The 14,576-nt window shown below is 72.0% G+C and carries 14 protein-coding genes, 1 tRNA gene and 1 pseudogene; 8 read left to right on the forward strand and 8 right to left on the reverse strand.

Annotation, left to right across the window (positions count from 1 at the left end; translation table 11 throughout):
- The first annotated feature begins 102 nt into the window (after positions 1 to 102).
- From AB0D04_RS20635 to AB0D04_RS20645, 3 genes are all read left to right on the forward strand, one after another.
- The gene (locus AB0D04_RS20635; protein ID WP_362705140.1) at positions 103 to 1,383 is read left to right on the forward strand and encodes a helix-turn-helix domain-containing protein; all 1,281 of its coding nucleotides are present in this window, start codon (positions 103 to 105) and stop codon (positions 1,381 to 1,383) included.
- 5 nt (positions 1,384 to 1,388) lie between these two features.
- The gene (orn, locus tag AB0D04_RS20640; RefSeq protein ID WP_362705142.1) at positions 1,389 to 2,009 is read left to right on the forward strand and encodes an oligoribonuclease; all 621 of its coding nucleotides are present in this window, start codon (positions 1,389 to 1,391) and stop codon (positions 2,007 to 2,009) included.
- Between the two features lie 106 nt (positions 2,010 to 2,115).
- Positions 2,116 to 2,191: transfer RNA gene (locus AB0D04_RS20645), tRNA-His, on the forward strand.
- Between the two features lie 66 nt (positions 2,192 to 2,257).
- Here the strand turns inward: AB0D04_RS20645 and AB0D04_RS20650 are convergent.
- A complete protein-coding gene (locus AB0D04_RS20650) occupies positions 2,258 to 2,911 on the reverse strand; it encodes an NAD(P)H-binding protein (RefSeq protein WP_362705144.1) in 654 nt (217 codons plus the stop codon).
- A 123-nt stretch (positions 2,912 to 3,034) separates the two neighbouring features.
- On the opposite strand from AB0D04_RS20650, the gene AB0D04_RS20655 reads away from it, so the two are divergent.
- Positions 3,035 to 3,961: an AraC family transcriptional regulator gene (locus tag AB0D04_RS20655; protein WP_362705147.1), complete on the forward strand. Its 927-nt coding sequence runs from the start codon at positions 3,035 to 3,037 to the stop codon at positions 3,959 to 3,961.
- A 12-nt stretch (positions 3,962 to 3,973) separates the two neighbouring features.
- Here the strand turns inward: AB0D04_RS20655 and AB0D04_RS20660 are convergent, their stop codons facing one another.
- The 4 genes and pseudogenes from AB0D04_RS20660 to AB0D04_RS20675 form a co-directional block, all read right to left on the reverse strand.
- Positions 3,974 to 4,609 (reverse strand): HAD-IA family hydrolase, encoded by a 636-nt coding sequence (locus AB0D04_RS20660; RefSeq protein WP_362705149.1) that lies wholly within the window; start codon positions 4,607 to 4,609, stop codon positions 3,974 to 3,976.
- A gap of 74 nt (positions 4,610 to 4,683) precedes the next feature.
- Positions 4,684 to 5,571, reverse strand: a pseudogene (locus AB0D04_RS20665) (chitinase); the annotation flags it as partial.
- A 348-nt stretch (positions 5,572 to 5,919) separates the two neighbouring features.
- Entirely contained in the window at positions 5,920 to 7,329 is a 1,410-nt protein-coding gene (locus AB0D04_RS20670) for a HAMP domain-containing sensor histidine kinase (RefSeq protein WP_362705152.1), read from the reverse strand.
- Positions 7,326 to 8,018: a response regulator transcription factor gene (locus AB0D04_RS20675; protein ID WP_362705154.1), complete on the reverse strand. Its 693-nt coding sequence runs from the start codon at positions 8,016 to 8,018 to the stop codon at positions 7,326 to 7,328. Before AB0D04_RS20675 ends, AB0D04_RS20670 begins: the two co-directional genes overlap by 4 nt.
- Before the next feature lie 117 nt (positions 8,019 to 8,135).
- Here AB0D04_RS20675 and AB0D04_RS20680 point away from each other — a divergent pair, with 117 nt between their 5' ends.
- The gene (locus AB0D04_RS20680; RefSeq protein WP_362705157.1) at positions 8,136 to 8,711 is read left to right on the forward strand and encodes a hypothetical protein; all 576 of its coding nucleotides are present in this window, start codon (positions 8,136 to 8,138) and stop codon (positions 8,709 to 8,711) included.
- 61 nt (positions 8,712 to 8,772) lie between these two features.
- On the opposite strand, the gene AB0D04_RS20685 is transcribed toward AB0D04_RS20680, so the two are convergent.
- Entirely contained in the window at positions 8,773 to 9,609 is an 837-nt protein-coding gene (locus tag AB0D04_RS20685) for a class I SAM-dependent methyltransferase (RefSeq protein WP_362705159.1), read from the reverse strand.
- Positions 9,610 to 9,685: 76 nt separating this feature from the next.
- Between AB0D04_RS20685 and AB0D04_RS20690 the strand changes: the two genes are divergently transcribed.
- Positions 9,686 to 10,318 carry a helix-turn-helix domain-containing protein gene (locus AB0D04_RS20690; protein WP_362705162.1) on the forward strand — a complete coding sequence of 211 codons (633 nt, stop codon included), beginning with the start codon at positions 9,686 to 9,688 and terminating at the stop codon, positions 10,316 to 10,318.
- Positions 10,319 to 10,383: 65 nt separating this feature from the next.
- Here AB0D04_RS20690 and AB0D04_RS20695 read toward each other — a convergent pair whose 3' ends face one another.
- Both AB0D04_RS20695 and AB0D04_RS20700 read right to left on the reverse strand, forming a co-directional pair.
- Positions 10,384 to 11,244 carry a fused MFS/spermidine synthase gene (locus AB0D04_RS20695; protein ID WP_362705165.1) on the reverse strand — a complete coding sequence of 287 codons (861 nt, stop codon included), beginning with the start codon at positions 11,242 to 11,244 and terminating at the stop codon, positions 10,384 to 10,386.
- Between the two features lie 152 nt (positions 11,245 to 11,396).
- Entirely contained in the window at positions 11,397 to 11,705 is a 309-nt protein-coding gene (locus AB0D04_RS20700; protein ID WP_362705168.1) for a chaplin, read from the reverse strand.
- Positions 11,706 to 12,178: 473 nt separating this feature from the next.
- Here AB0D04_RS20700 and AB0D04_RS20705 point away from each other — a divergent pair, with 473 nt between their 5' ends.
- Both AB0D04_RS20705 and AB0D04_RS20710 read left to right on the forward strand, forming a co-directional pair.
- Positions 12,179 to 13,108: a hypothetical protein gene (locus AB0D04_RS20705; protein ID WP_362705169.1), complete on the forward strand. Its 930-nt coding sequence runs from the start codon at positions 12,179 to 12,181 to the stop codon at positions 13,106 to 13,108.
- 63 nt (positions 13,109 to 13,171) lie between these two features.
- Entirely contained in the window at positions 13,172 to 14,554 is a 1,383-nt protein-coding gene (locus AB0D04_RS20710; RefSeq protein ID WP_362705171.1) for a glycosyltransferase, read from the forward strand.
- Positions 14,555 to 14,576: the final 22 nt, after the last annotated feature.

A 14,576-nucleotide genomic window follows, 5' to 3' on the forward strand; every position in this document is an offset into this window, starting at 1 on the left:
CGAGATACGCGCAGACCTCCACCAGGCACTACTCGAACTCGCCTGCTCCATCATCTGCTTGCGACGACTACGAACCGCATTCTGAAACGATCAGTAAGTGCCATGAGCCAGGACTCCGCTGCCGTACCAGATGCCGCACGCAAGCTTGCCGCCCGTCGACGCCGCGAAATAGTCGCGGTGCTCCTCTTCAGTGGCGGCCCCATTTTCGAGAGCTCCATTCCGCTCTCGGTTTTCGGCATCGACCGCCAAGACGCAGGCGTTCCGAGGTACCGGCTACTTGTGTGCGCGGGCGAAGATGCGCCTTTGCGCACGACCGGGGGGCTCGAACTTTCCGCCCCCTACGGGCTGGAGGCGATCTCCCGTGCCGGGACGGTCGTCGTACCGGCCTGGCGTTCCATCACCCAGGCCCCGCCGCCCGCCGCGCTCGACGCGCTGCGCCGCGCGCATGAAGAAGGGGCCAGGATCGTCGGGTTGTGCACGGGGGCGTTCGTCCTCGCCGCAGCCGGACTGCTCGACGGCCGTCCGGCCACCACCCATTGGATGTACGCGCCGACGCTCGCCAAGCGTTATCCGTCCGTCCATGTCGATCCCCGCGAGCTCTTCGTCGACGACGGCGATGTGCTCACCTCAGCGGGGACGGCGGCCGGCATCGACCTGTGTCTGCACATCGTGCGGACCGACCACGGCGCCGACGCGGCCAATGCGCTGGCCCGCCGGCTGGTCGTACCGCCGCGCCGGACCGCCTCCGACATGGGGCACCAGCGCTACCTCGACCGCTCTTTACCAGAAGAGATCGGCGCCGACCCGCTGGCCGAGGTCGTCGCCTGGGCTCTGGAGCACCTCCACGAGCAGTTCGACGTGGAGACGCTGGCCGCGCGTGCCTATATGAGCCGGCGCACCTTCGACCGGCGGTTCCGTTCCCTTACGGGGAGCGCGCCGCTGCAGTGGCTGATCACCCAGCGGGTGCTGCAGGCCCAGCGGCTGCTGGAGACCTCCGACTATTCGGTGGACGAGGTCGCCGGGCGCTGCGGATTCCGCTCGCCGGTCGCGCTGCGCGGCCACTTCCGGCGGCAGCTGGGCGCCTCGCCCGCGGCCTACCGCGCGGCCTACCGCGCGCGCCGGCCGCAGAGCGGTGCGCCGGAGCCCGCGCTGCGGCCGGAGCGGGGCGAGCGCGGGGAGCGCCCGCCGCTGGGGCACGGCGGTCCGGAGCGGTTCGCCACGGTGGCCGGGCACGGTCCGGCGGCCGCGATGGCCGCCGCGGATGCGGGCGAGGCCGGGAAACCGACGTCGGACGCGTTCGCCGCCCGGATCCCGGAGGCACCCGTCTCCCGCAGCGCGGGCCGCCCCGTGCTGCCCAGCCAGCGGGAACGCCCCGTAGGGTGAGACGCATGAACGATCGCATGGTGTGGATCGACTGCGAGATGACCGGACTCTCGCTGGCGAATGACGCGCTCATCGAGGTGGCCGCGCTGGTCACCGACTCGGAGCTGAATGTGCTGGGCGACGGGGTGGATGTGGTGATCCGCCCCCCGGCCGAGGCACTGACCACCATGCCGGAGGTGGTGCGCACCATGCACACCGCCTCCGGGCTGCTGGACGAGCTGGACCGCGGTACGACGCTGGAGGACGCCGAGGCGCAGGTGCTGGCGTACATCAAGCAGCATGTGCCGGAGCCGGGGAAGGCCCCGCTGTGCGGGAACTCCGTCGGCACCGACCGGGGCTTTCTGCTGCGCGACATGCCGGTGCTGGAGAGCTATCTCCACTACCGGATCGTCGATGTGTCGTCCGTGAAGGAGCTGGCCCGCCGCTGGTATCCGCGGGCCTACTTCAACAGTCCGGACAAGAGCGGCAACCACCGGGCGCTGGCCGACATCCGCGAATCCATCGCGGAATTGCGCTACTACCGGGAGGCGGTCTTCGTGCCGCAGCCCGGCCCGGATTCCGACACCGCCAAGGCGATCGCGGCGAAGCACGTCCTGCCTGCCGACCCGCAGGCCACACCGCAGTGACACAGCTCGCTCCCGGGCCCGAGAAACCCGGGAGCGAGCACCCCTCAAGACCCTGTACACTTTTCCTCAGCCGGTGGGGAAAAAGAACCACACAGCACCGGTCATGGTGGGTATAGCTCAGCAGGTAGAGCACCTGGTTGTGGTCCAGGATGTCGCGGGTTCAAGTCCCGTTACTCACCCCACTGTCAAGGCCCCCGACCTCAGGTCGGGGGCCTTGACTGTTTCCGGGGGAATGCCGGGACGGAGCGTCAGTAGCCGACGGTGAAGCGCTCGCCGATGTGGCGCGGCCGCTCGACCTCGTCGAGGACGGCGACGGCGTAGTCCTCGGCGGAGATCCGGCTGTTGCCCTCGTCGTCGGTGATCAGGTCCTCGGTGGCGGTGCGGTAGCCGCCGGTGCGCTCGCCGGGCTCGATGATGTTGGCCGGGCTGAGGTTGGTCCAGCGGACGTCGGAGACGGTGCGGTAGTGATCCAGTGCATCGCCGTGGGCGTGCATGATCTGGAGCAGGAACTCCGGGAGGCCCTCCGCGTCCCAGACCTGCTTGCCGTCGGGGGTACGGAGCGAACCGGCGCCGCCGACGGAGATCAGCCGGGGCGCCGCGTCGCCGAGCGTGCGCAGACCGGCGACGAGGGACTCGGCGGCGGGCTTGATGGTGGCGAGGTGTCCCGGTCCGTCCCCGCCGCCGACCGCGCTGATCACCACGTCCTGGCCCTTGGCCACGGCGGCGACGGACGCCGGGTCGAGGACGTCGCCCTTGGTCACGGTCAGGTTCGGGTGGCCGGCGGTGATCTTCGCGGGGTCGCGGACGACCGCGGTGACCTGGTGACCGCGCTGCAGGGCCTCGTTCAGGATGCGGCTGCCGATGGTGCCGTTGGCCCCGAAGAGAGCGATCGTGGTGGACATGGGGGTCTCCCAGCTGTGGTTGCGTCCGACGCTACGGACTTCCGTTTTCCGTCAGCGGTTGTGCCGACGCCTTCTACGCTAGGGGCAGGAGCGGGACATTTCGGGGTAGCAAGGGGACGGGCGATGGTCAAAAAGCGACAGGAAGGGCCGAAGGGCGGGCAGGCCGTGCCGGAGATCCGGGAGGTGGCGTTCGCCGCGCTGGCCGGGCGGCTCGCCGGGGTGGAGGTGCTGACGCTGGCCGAGCTGCGCGAGCGCGCGGACGCCTGCCTGCTGGCCACGCCTCACCGGCCCGGCTTCCATCACCTGCTGCTCCTGGACGTCGGCCGGCTGGTGCACAGCGTCGACTTCCGCGAGCACGTCCTGGCGCCGGGCGATCTGCTGTGGTCGCGCCCCGGGCAGGTGCAGCACTTCGGCGATCTGGCCGGCGCGGAGGGGCGGCTGGTGCTCTTCGAGTCCGGCTTTCTGGACCCGGCGACCGCGGCGGCGGCGCGGGTGGAGGACTGGTACGGGCCCGCCGTACGCCGTCCGCAGGGCGCGGCGGCGCGGGGCGTGGCCGCGGCGATGCGGCAGCTGCACGAGGAGTTCGGGGCGCTGGGCGGGCTGCCGCTCGAGATCCATGTCGAGGTGCTGCGGCATCTGCTGGCCGTACTGGTGCTGCGGGCCGCGCATCCGGACGGGCAGGCGGGGGACGACGACGGGGCCTGCCGGGCGAGCGAGACCTATCTGCGCTTCCGGGACGCGGTGGAGCGGGACTTCACGCGCAGCCGCCGGGTCGCCGACTACGCGCGGACGCTCGGCTATGCGCCCCGTACCCTCTCGCGGGCCACCGAGGCCGGGGCCGGGGTCGGCGCGAAGGAGTTCATCGACCGCCGGGTCCTGCTGGAGGCCAAGCGGCTGCTGGCGCACGGCGACCAGTCCGCGGCGCGGATCGCGGACCGGCTGGGCTTCGCCGACGCCACCAACTTCAGCAAGTTCTTCCAGCGGCGGGCCGGGACGACCCCGATCGCGTTCCGGGCGGCCGTACGGAGCGGGGCGGGGGCCGCCGCGTAAGCGGCGGGGCGGCTACCCGAGGAGCGGGGCGAGGGCGGTGCGCAGATCCCCGGCACCGCGGAAGTGCACGCCGGTCATGCCCAGGGCGACGGCCGCCTCGATGTTCTCCGGCCGGTCGTCCACGAACAGACAGCGGTCCGTACGGGCCCCGGCGCGGTGCGCCGCGATCTCGTAGATGCGCCGGTCCGGCTTGGCGATGCCCACCCGGGAGCTGTTGATGACGCCGTCGGCGAGGTCGGCGAGTCCGAGGGAGGCCAGATCGTTGTCCAGCCACGGCGGTGCGTTGGTGACCAGCACGAGCGGGCAGCGCCGACGGGCCCGGCGCAGGAGGTCCACGACCTGTGCATCGGCCCGGAAATCCGCCCGGCTGAATGCGCGTGCCAGGGCCCGCGCATGGGGCAGCGGCACGCGGGGCGCGAGCCCGCGGACGATCGACTGCGCCCACTGGCTCCGGGTGATCTGCCCGAGCAGCAGCGGCAGGTCGTTCTCCGGCGCGTAGCCGATCGCTGCGGTACTGCCGGGCGGCAGCCCCGCCGCCTCCTCCAGACGCGTCACTTCGGTCATGTCGTAGAAGCGGATCACGCCGTCGAGGTCGCAGAGGACGGCATCGAAGGACGGTTCGCGGGCGGGTGGCGGCGGCTTCGGCACACCCCAAGGACAGCACAGGGCGGCGGGGCGCAGCGGGTGGGGGGAGTTCCGCCGCGCCCCGCCTCGGGGGGATGTCAGCCGGTGTAGGCGCCGAAGGCCTTGGTGAAGGCGAGCGGGGCCTGGTCGATGGAACTGCACGTGGGCTGGGCGGAGTTGCCGCCACCCTCGCAGGGCTTGTCGCGGGTCGAGGACCACATCGACAGCCCGCCCAGGTGCTTGTCCTGGGCGAACTTCACCAGCTCGGTGGCGTCATCGACCTTGAAGACCTCGTTCTGGACGTCGTTGACGCCGATCATCGGGGTCACCGCGACCGTCTTCCAGGCGTCCGCGTCGCCGAGGCCGAGGGCCTTCTTGAGCTGGCCCTGGGTGGCGGTGGCGGCCTTGGTGGCGTAGGTGCCCATGTCGCCGTCATAGGAGGGGCCGTAGTCCATCGCCATGATGTTGACGGCGGAGATCTTGACGCCGTTCTTCTTGGCGTCGGCGACGAGGTTCACCCCGTCCTGGGTCAGGCCCTCGGGCATGACCGGCAGGGTGAAGGAGACGTCCAGACCGGGGTGCTTCTTCTGGAGCTGGGCGATGGCCTGGGCGCGGCGGGTGTTGGCCTCGGTGTTGGGCAGCGCGCCGCCCTCGATGTCGAAGTCGGCCTTGGTGAGCTGGAACCGGTCGATGACCTTGCCGTACGCGGCGGCAAGTTCGTCCGCGGACGTGCAGGCGAGGCCGAGTTCGGAGCCGTTGGCGCCGCCGAAGGAGACCCGGACGTCGCCGCCGGCCTTGCGCAGGGCCGGTATCTGCTTGGCCACCGCGTCGTTGCCCAGCTCGCCGGAGCCGCCCCACTTGGGATCGCAGCCGCCGCCGGAGGTGATGAACGCGAGGTTGAAGGTCTTCACCCCGGTCTTTTGGGCGGTGTCCACCAGGTCGTAGGCGGGGGCGAGGGACGTGTCGACGTACGGGGCGAAGCCTGCCTTCGCGGGGGCGGCGTCGGTCTGCGGTGCCTTGTTCGCCATGGCCGAGCCGGCGATGGCGAATGCGCCGCCGGCCGCGACCGCGGCGGCCGCGCCGGTCACGATCAGCTTGGTGGTACGGCTCTTGCGCCGGCGGTGTACCGAGGGAGTCATGGGGTGCCTGCCTGTCACGTGGGGGGCTGGGTGCACGGGGTGTGCGCCGGTCCTGCACCGGTGGTGCATCCGGGTGCGTCCCGCACGCTAGCGACCGCGAAACGGACAATTGCCGGGATCGGGGCGGCACTTGGCGGAATTATGGCCGCCTTAAGGAAGCGGAAGGGGGTGGTTAAGAGGGGGTGAGAGGGGTGGTCAGGAGCCCCCGCCGGCCCGGACCGCCCGCCGCCCCCGCGCGCCCAGCCTGCGCCGCAGCCGGTGGCCGCGCCGTACGCCGTGGTGGTCCTGCCCGTCGTCCAGCGCCAGCCAGACCCGTACCTCGGTGCCGCCCAGGACCGAGCGGCCGATCCGGACGTCGCCGCCCGTCGATTCGGCCAGCCGGCGCACGATGTCCAGGCCGAGCCCGGTGGAGCCGTCCCCGCCGCCGCCGTGACCGCGCCGCAGCGCCGCGTCCGGGTCGTCGATGCCCCCTCCGGCGTCCGAGACCAGCACGATCACCGCCTCCTGCGCGTTGTGGACATCGACGGCGAAGGCGGTGCCCTCGGGGGTGTGGCGGAAGACATTGCCGAGCATCGCGTCCAGGGCGGCGGCGAGTTCGGGGCGGGCGACGGGGATCCGTACGGGACGGCCCGCGCCGGCCACCCGGACCGTGCGGCCCTCGTCCTCGGCGAGCGCCGACCAGAAGTCCATCCGCTCGCGGATCACCTCGGCGGCGTCGCAGCCCGCCACGGCGGCGGCCTGCTGGGCGTGGGCCTTCTGCTCGCGGGCGGTGCGGATGATCTGGTCGACCTCGCGCTCCAGCTGTGCGACGGCGGCGCGGGTCTGTTCCGCGGCGGGGGTGTCGCCGAGCGAGGCGGCGTTGAGGCGGAGGACGGTGAGCGGGGTGCGCAGGCGGTGCGAGAGGTCGGCGGCCAGTTCGCGTTCGTTGGCGAGCAGCTGGACGACCTGGTCGGCCATGGAGTTGAAGGCGATGGCCGCGGAGCGCAGTTCCTTGGGGCCGTCCTCGGCGACCCGTACCCCGAGCCTGCCCTTGCCCAGGTCGTGCGCGGCACCGGCCAGCCGCTCGGCGGGGCGCACCAACCGGGTGCCGAGCCGGTCGGCGACCGCCACCGAGCCGATGATGAGCGCGAGGCCGACGCCGGCCAGCACCACCCAGGAGGTGGTGACCCCGTTGGTGAGCGCGGCGTCGGGGACGAACACCTCGACCACGGCGATACCGGAGGCGACGGCGGTCGGCTGGAGGAGGCAGGAGCCACCGGGGACGGGCGAGATGGAGGCCCGGCCGAGCTTGACCGCGGCGGCCACGGCCTCGCGCGCGGCGCGGCGGGTGCCGATCTCGGCGGGGTGGGTGTGCTTGCCGCTCGCCGGGACATGGACGCCGATCCGGCCGCCGGGTCCGGTCTCGGCGCTGGCGACGGCGCGCTCGAGCTGGGTGCGGTCGGTGGTGATGGCGAGGACCGGACCGATGGTGGCGGCCTGCCGCTCGGCGTTGGAGAACGCGCGGTCGCGGGCCATCTCCTTGACGACGAGCCCGAGCGGTATCGCGAATGCCACCACGACCATCACGGTGACCGCCAGCGCCACCTTGACCAGCGCCCATCTCACAGCGGTGGCTCCAGCTTCACGCCCACGCCGCGCAGGGTGTGCAGATACCGGGGCTTGGCCGCGGTTTCGCCCAGTTTGCGGCGGAGCCAGGAGAGATGGACGTCAATGGTCTGGTCGTCCCCGTACGCCTGCTGCCACACCTCGGCGAGCAGCTCCTTACGGGCCACCACGACGCCGGGCCGCTCCGCGAGGAAGGCCAGCAGGTCGAATTCCCGGCGGGTCAGGTCGAGCGCCACACCGTCCAGTTCGGCCTGCCGGCGCAGCGGGTCGACGGAAAGACCGCCGACCCGCATCACTCGGGAGGGGGGTTCCGTCCCGGTGGCGCTCGCGCGGGAGCGGCGCAGTACGGCCGCCATCCGGGCCGAGAGATGTTCCACGGAGAAGGGCTTGGTGAGGTAGTCGTCGGCGCCGTCGTTCAGCAGCCGTACGATTTCGGCCTCGTCGTCCCGGGCGGTGGCGATGATCACGGGGACGTCGGTGATACCGCGCAGCATCTTCAGCGCCTCGGACCCGTCCAGATCAGGCAGTCCCAGGTCGAGGATGACGACGTCGAAGCCTACGTGCGCCACTTCGCGCAGCGCCTCCAGAGCGGTGCCGACGCTGCGTACCGTGTGGGAGGCGTCGGTCAGATGCCGGATGAGGGCCGAGCGAACGAACTGATCGTCCTCGACGACGAGCACACGTGCCATGGGCGGCACCGTACGCCATTCGGGCCTGTGCCTTTACGTGAGGTTGACGCCGGGCGGGGGTGGCGGACGTCACGCGCGGGCTGCAACCGGGCGGGCCGGTGGTGCAGTATGAGCCAAATGCAACGAGGACTGGTTCACGCGCTGGCCTGGACGCTGGCAACCGGCGCCGCGGTCACCTTGTCGTGGTTCGGCGTGCACACGGTGCTGTCCGGTACGGCCTACGACGCGCCGCGCGCGCTGCCGCTCTCCGACCAGGTGGCCGCTTCGGGGGACCGGGCGGACGGCGGGATCTCGCCACGCGCCTCCTCCACGCACCGCCCCAAGCCGTCCGGGCCGGCCGGACACCGCCCGTCCCCCTCCGACGGCACGCCGTCGAAGTCGTCGTCCCCCTCCGGCTCCAGCGGCGGCGGCCCCTCCCACAGCCCCTCCCCCGCCCCGCCGAGCGGCTCCTCGCCGGCCACCGACGGCCAGATCAAGAGCTACGCCACGGCGGGCGGCCGGGTCGTCTTCGACATGGACGCCCGGTCCGCCGAGCTGGTCTCGGCGACCCCGAACGCGGGCTGGGAGATGCAGGTGTGGAAGCAGGACCAGTGGATCCGGGTGGACTTCACCGGCGGCGGCGCCCATACGTCGGTGATCTGCACCTGGAACGGGCATCCGCCGACGGTGGAGACGAGCAACCACGCCACCTAGGCGAGGGGTTCCGCGTCCTGGCCGTTGAGCGGCCCCGCGCCGGTGTGCGGTGCGGCGGAGGTCAGGGACGGAGGGCGGTGGCCAGCCATACGGCGCCTCGCGTGCACACCCCGTCCGAGGTCTCGTACGGCCGGAGCGCCGCCGTCAGCTGCTCGCGGGCCTTCCTCACGGTCTCTTCGGGCACGCCGTCGAGGTTGCAGCGCACCGGGCCCATCGCGAAGAAGAAGTCCACGGCCTCGTCGGCGTCCCGCCCCCAGTTGACGGGGCCCTCGACGGAGGCCACCGTCACCTCGGCGTATCCCGCGGCGCCGAGCACCTCATGGATGCGGGCGGGGTCGGACAGCGACATCATGCCCCGCGACGCGGGAGAGGGCTCGCGGATGAGGGCGTTCACCGGTCCGAACACCTGGGCGGAGTCGCCGTCGTCGGCGGGCAGTTGCGGGCAGATGAAGGCGAGCCGGCCGCCGGGCAGCAGCGCGCGGTGGATGTGGGTGAACGCGGCGATGTGGTCGGCGAAGAACATGACCCCGCCGCGGCTGACGGCCACGTGGTAGCCACCGGAGGGAAACGGGTGGACCTGCGCGTCGCCCTGCTCGAAGGCCACGTTGGCCATGCCTTCCTCGGCGGCGGTGGCGCGCGCCCGCTCCAGCATCGGCGCGGAGATGTCGATCCCCACGGCCTGCCCTAAGGGGGCCCGGCGGGCGGCGAGGCGGGTGGTCTGGCCGGTGCCGCAGCCGATGTCGAGCACGCGGTCGCGCTCGCCGATCGCGGCCGCGGCGAGCAGCGCGTCGTTGAATCCGCCGTTCAACGTGTCATAGCGGTCGGGGTTGTCGGCCCAATGCGCCCCCTCGTGGCCGTTCCACGCCTGTGCGTGCCGGGTGTTGGCGATGGATGGCATCGACACTCCTCAGTTTCACCAGAGTTCGTCACTAGAGCTCGTCACTAGTGTTCAACTCTAGAGATAGAGTGCGGGCATGGGTGAGGTCAAGAGGGCGGGGAAGCGGGCCCTGAAGGCTCAGGAGACGCGGCGGCGCATCCTGGAGGCCGCGCGCGAGCTGTTCGTGGAGCGCGGTTACGGCGCGACGATGCTCCAGGAGGTCGCGGACAAGGCCGGGGTCGCCGTGCAGACGATCTACTTCGTGTTCGGCAACAAACGGACCCTGCTGAAGGAGCTCGTCGACACCACCATCGCCGGTGACGACGAGCCCGTGGCAACGATGGACAGGCCCTGGTTCCGCGACGCCCTGGCCGCCGGGACCGCCGATGCGCACCTGCGCGCGCACCTCCGCGGGACACGGGGAATCCTCGAACGCATCGCGCCGATCATGAAGGTGGTCGACACCGCGGCCGCGATGGATCCCGAGGTCGCCGAACTCTGGCAGCACGACGAGGACCCACGGTTCACCGTGCAGGCCACCGCCGCGAAAGCCCTGATGGCCAAGGAGGGAGCGCGCGAAGGGCTCCCCGTTGCGCAGGCCGCCGACGTGCTGTTCGCGCTGCTCAGCCCGGAGCTCTATCTGCTGTTCGTGCGCGAGCGCGGGTGGTCACCCGAGCGGTGGGAACGATGGGCCTACGACACCCTGCGCCCGCAGCTCTGCGCCGCCTAGATCCGCCTGGCCCCGAGTGCAGGACGGTACCCGGCGCCACCGGTTGACGCCTCGTCAGCACCTCGTCAGTCGAAGGCCGCGGCCGGCGGGGCCGGTGAGGCGACCGCGGTGGCGTCGGTGACCGGTGCCGCGCCGCCGGAGAAGTCCAGCAGCGCCCGGCCGTGTTCGACCCGTCCCGCGTGCGGATCGCCGGCCGCCCGCCGGGTCAGCTCGGCGACCGGCAGCGCGCGGTCGGATGCCAGCAGTACGGCATTGCCGAAGCGTTTGCCGCGCAGGACGGCCGGGTCGGCGGTCAGACACAGCTCGGGGAAGACCGTACGGGCGGTGGCGATCTGGCCCCGCAGAAAGCGCAGCGGCGGCCCGTCGGCAAGGTTGGCCGCGTAACAGCCGCCCGGCCGCAGTACCCGGCGCACCTCCCCCACGAACTCGGTGCTGGTCAGATGCGCGGGCGTACGGGCCCCGCCGAACACATCCGCGATGATCAGGTCCGCCCAGCCGTCCGGGACCTTCGCCAGCCCCGCGCGGGCGTCCCCGCCGCGCACCCGGATGCGCCAGCCGCTGTCCAACGGGAGCTGCCGGCGGACCAGTTGGACGAGGGGCGCGTCGATCTCCACCACCTGCTGGGTGGAGCGCGGGCGGGTCGCGGCAACGTAGCGCGCCAGGGTCAGCGCGCCGCCGCCGAGATGGAGGACCTGCAGCGGCTTGCCGGGCGGCGCGGCCAGGTCGGCGATGTGGCCGAGGCGGCGCTGGTAGGAGAACTCCAGGTACGCCGGGTCGTCGAGGTCCACATGCGACTGCGGGGCGCCGTCGATCAGCAGCGTCCAGCCGCGCGGCCGGTCCCGGTCGGGCCGCAGCTCCGCGACCCCGCCGTCCACCGTCTCGGTGACGGATTCCGGGCCGCCGCGCCCGCGCCTGCTCTTTGCCATGCCACCAGTATCGGGCGGGGGCGGTGCGCCGGCGGGCGCGGGCCCCGCCCCAGGGCGGAGCGGCGGGCCGCCCCGGACCGATGTCCCGGGTAGCCCGCCGCAGCACACCACGACCCGTGCCGGACCGATGCTCTTCCGGACCGGCGCTCGGATCACTTGTTGATGCAGATGTTCCCGAATGCCGGGTTCAGCACCGCGATGAAGATGTCGACGGTGTTGCCGCACACATTGATCGGAACGTGGATCGGCACCTGAACGAGGTTGCCGCTCAGGAAACCCGGGGAGTGCACCGCAACACCGCGGGCGTGCGCGCCGCCGTGGCCATGGTGACCATGGCCGCCAAAACGACCGTGCTTGGCCTGCTGGCCGTAGCCGCCCTTGTGGCTGTGGTGGCTGCCACCGCCATGGGCGGTGGCGATCGACGCGCCGCCGAGCACCATGGCGCAGCTGACCGTGGCCATGGTGGCGGACCTGACGAGCCTCTTCATCACCTTTCTCCTTTCAGTTCACGAATGGGGCATCGGTCACAACGAACGAATTGGATCGGGGATGCGGCCGTTCCGCCTTCTGGGAAAACATTCGCCCGTCCGGTCCTTTACCCGTGGCCCGGCCGGGTGCGGTATTCCGCCGATCGGCACAGCCGGGCCGGTACCCGGCGTGCCTGCCGCCATTTTCCACAGGCTTTCTGTCAGAGTGCTCTCCTATTGGCTGATTGACGTCCGGAGACTGCACGGAAGCCCAGCGGGGCTTATGGGAATCGGAAGAGGCAGGCATGCGGAAGCCGAGGGACCGCGGCGCGCGCGGCGCCGTATGCGCGCTAGCGGCTCTGGTATTGCCGGCCGCACTGTCCTCGGCGGTTGCCGCACCGGCTCCCGGGGAATCCGCACGAATTCCGTTCACCGAGCGCTATCACGCGACACAGCACGGCGGCATCATGCGTACCGCCAACTCCTCGGTCACCTGCGGTTCGTCGCCCGGCCGCGCGGCCGGGCCGTGCACGGCCGTCCAGCAGGGCGGCTACGGCTCCAACGGCCGCTACCGGATGACCTACATCGACGTCGACGCCGACGCCCGCACCGACAACTCCAGCCGCGCCGACCTGCAGCTGCCGCCCCGCTCCAAGGTCAGCTACGCCCGGCTGTACTGGGGCGGCAACCTGCGGGCCGGCGAGCAGAAGCAGGCCGAGGACAACAGCCGGGTGCTGCTCGCCGCGCCCGGCGGCCCGTACAAGGAGGTGCGTGCCGACACCCCGACCGGCCGCCGCACCACCACCGGCGCGGACGGTTTCCAGGCGTCGGCGGACGTCACCGCGGCGGTGCGGGACGGCGGCGCGGGCGCGTACACGGTGGGGCAGGTGAATGCGGCGCGGGGGAATTCCCCGGTCGGCGGCTGGGGCGGCTGGACGCTGGTCGTCGCGTACGAAAATGCCCGGGAGCCGCTGCGCAGGATCACACTATGGGACGGATTTCAGCCGCTGAATGCACATCACCGTGCCCTTTCGGTGAGCCTGAAAGGGCTACGGATTCCGCCGAATGCACGTGGCAGCGCGGGGGTACTGGCATACAACGGGGACCGCGGCAGCGGAAATGACGAACTCTCCGCCGCGGCCGACGAAAAGACTCCCATTGCACTCTGGGATGCCGCCAACCCGGCTAATGATGTGATGAATTCCACCGTTACGGATTTCGGCCGGGACATCGTCCGGCGGCCCGCTTATCGCAATACTCTGGGATTTGATTCCGACGTATTCGACCTCCGGCCCGCACTGCGGTCCGGAGGCGACCGTCTCGATTTCCGGTTCACCACCGAGGATGCGGGATATCTGCTCGGCGCACTCTTCGTCCAGGCCGACACCCGGCACTGACCGCCGCCCCGGAATTCCCGGCGGAGTTTTCTGTCAGCTCGGATATCAGGGGAGCAGTACGTGATGAAGGTTCTGCATGTCATCACCGGCCTGGAGACGGGCGGCGCCGAGCAGCAGCTGCGGCTGCTGCTGCGGCGGCTGCCGGCGCAGTGCGAGGTCGTCACGCTCACCGTCCCCCAAGGCCTCAAGGGCCGGGGTGGGGGTGCCCCCAGCGGTAGCTGGGGGAGTGCCCCCACCGGCCCGGTCGCCGACGGCATCCGCGCCGACGGCACCCCCGTCACCCATCTGGGGATGACCAACAACCGCGACCTGCGGGCGCTGCCCCGCCTCACCCGCCTCATCCGCGACGGCGGCTACGACCTGGTCCACACCCACCTCTACCGTGCCTGCGTCTACGGGCGGATCGCCGCCCGGCTGGCCGGCGTACGGGCGGTGGTCGCCACCGAACACTCCCTGGGCGACGCGGTGATCGAGGGCCGCCGGCTGACCCGCGGCGTGCGCACCCTCTACCGGGCCACCGAACGGCTCGGCTCTGCCACGGTCGCCGTCTCGGACACCGTCGCCGCCCGGCTGCGCCGCTGGGGCGTACCGGAGCCGCGCATCCATGTGGTGCCCAGCGGCATCGAGGCGCACCGCTTCCGGCACGACCCGCTCGTCCGCTCCGCCGTGCGGACCCGGCTCGGCATCCCGGTCGATGCCTTCGTGGTCGGCGGCGTCGGCCGTCTCGTCCCCGCCAAGCGGTTCGACGTGCTGGTCCGGGCGGTCACCCAGCTCTCCGGCGTCCACCTGCTGCTGGCGGGCGAGGGGCCGGAGCGCGAGATGCTGCGGACGATGGCCGGGCAGTTCGGCTCGGGCGACCGGATTCATCTGCTGGGCGCGGTGGGCCGCGCGGACCACGCACCGGCGGCGGCCGCCGAAAGCACGGGCAAGGGACCGGGCAGGGGCCCGGACAAGGTGCCGGACATTCCCGGGCTGCTGGCGGCCATGGACGTCTTTGTCTCCCCGTCCCAGGACGAGGCGTTCGGGCTGGCCGTCCTGGAGGCGCTCGCCGCCGGACTGCACGTCCTGTACGGCAGCTGTCCGGCCGTCGACGAGCTGCCCGCCGAGCAGGCGCCGGGCGCCCGCCGTATCAGCCCAGTCGTCCACGAACTGGCCACCGCGCTGCGCGAGTTGCGGCGCGTCGGGCCGGGCCGGCTGCCGGTCCCGCCGGTGGTGCAGCGCTATGACATCGCGCGCAGCGCCGAGTCGCTGATGTCGGTCTACGAGACGGCCGTCGCCGCCGCACCGGGGCGGCGGACCTCCCGGCGGCAGGCCCCCCAGGGCCGGCCCGCGGCGGATACGCCCGCGCCGCGCACCGCGGAACCGGCCCCGCCGCAGGTCACCCTGCCCGAGCCGGCCCGCTCGCCCGCGCCGTCCCCGGGCGGGCACTCCCTCTCGAAGCGGTGAGCCGGAGCCCGTCCGGCCGCCG

Source organism: Streptomyces sp. NPDC048483, from assembly GCF_040651455.1.
GTDB lineage: Bacteria > Actinomycetota > Actinomycetes > Streptomycetales > Streptomycetaceae > Streptomyces.

Excerpts from the sequence above, each read along its gene's own strand:
- AB0D04_RS20635 (WP_362705140.1), top strand. The coding sequence starts at position 103 with ATGAGCCAGGACTCCGCTGCCGTACCAGATGCCGCACGCAAGCTTGCC.
- orn (WP_362705142.1), top strand. The coding sequence starts at position 1,389 with ATGAACGATCGCATGGTGTGGATCGACTGCGAGATGACCGGACTCTCG.
- AB0D04_RS20650 (WP_362705144.1), bottom strand. The coding sequence starts at position 2,911 with ATGTCCACCACGATCGCTCTCTTCGGGGCCAACGGCACCATCGGCAGC.
- AB0D04_RS20655 (WP_362705147.1), top strand. The coding sequence starts at position 3,035 with ATGGTCAAAAAGCGACAGGAAGGGCCGAAGGGCGGGCAGGCCGTGCCG.
- AB0D04_RS20675 (WP_362705154.1), bottom strand. The coding sequence starts at position 8,018 with ATGGCACGTGTGCTCGTCGTCGAGGACGATCAGTTCGTTCGCTCGGCC.
- AB0D04_RS20680 (WP_362705157.1), top strand. The coding sequence starts at position 8,136 with ATGCAACGAGGACTGGTTCACGCGCTGGCCTGGACGCTGGCAACCGGC.
- AB0D04_RS20685 (WP_362705159.1), bottom strand. The coding sequence starts at position 9,609 with ATGCCATCCATCGCCAACACCCGGCACGCACAGGCGTGGAACGGCCAC.
- AB0D04_RS20690 (WP_362705162.1), top strand. The coding sequence starts at position 9,686 with ATGGGTGAGGTCAAGAGGGCGGGGAAGCGGGCCCTGAAGGCTCAGGAG.
- AB0D04_RS20695 (WP_362705165.1), bottom strand. The coding sequence starts at position 11,244 with ATGGCAAAGAGCAGGCGCGGGCGCGGCGGCCCGGAATCCGTCACCGAG.
- AB0D04_RS20700 (WP_362705168.1), bottom strand. The coding sequence starts at position 11,705 with ATGGCCACGGTCAGCTGCGCCATGGTGCTCGGCGGCGCGTCGATCGCC.
- AB0D04_RS20705 (WP_362705169.1), top strand. The coding sequence starts at position 12,179 with ATGCGTACCGCCAACTCCTCGGTCACCTGCGGTTCGTCGCCCGGCCGC.
- AB0D04_RS20710 (WP_362705171.1), top strand. The coding sequence starts at position 13,172 with ATGAAGGTTCTGCATGTCATCACCGGCCTGGAGACGGGCGGCGCCGAG.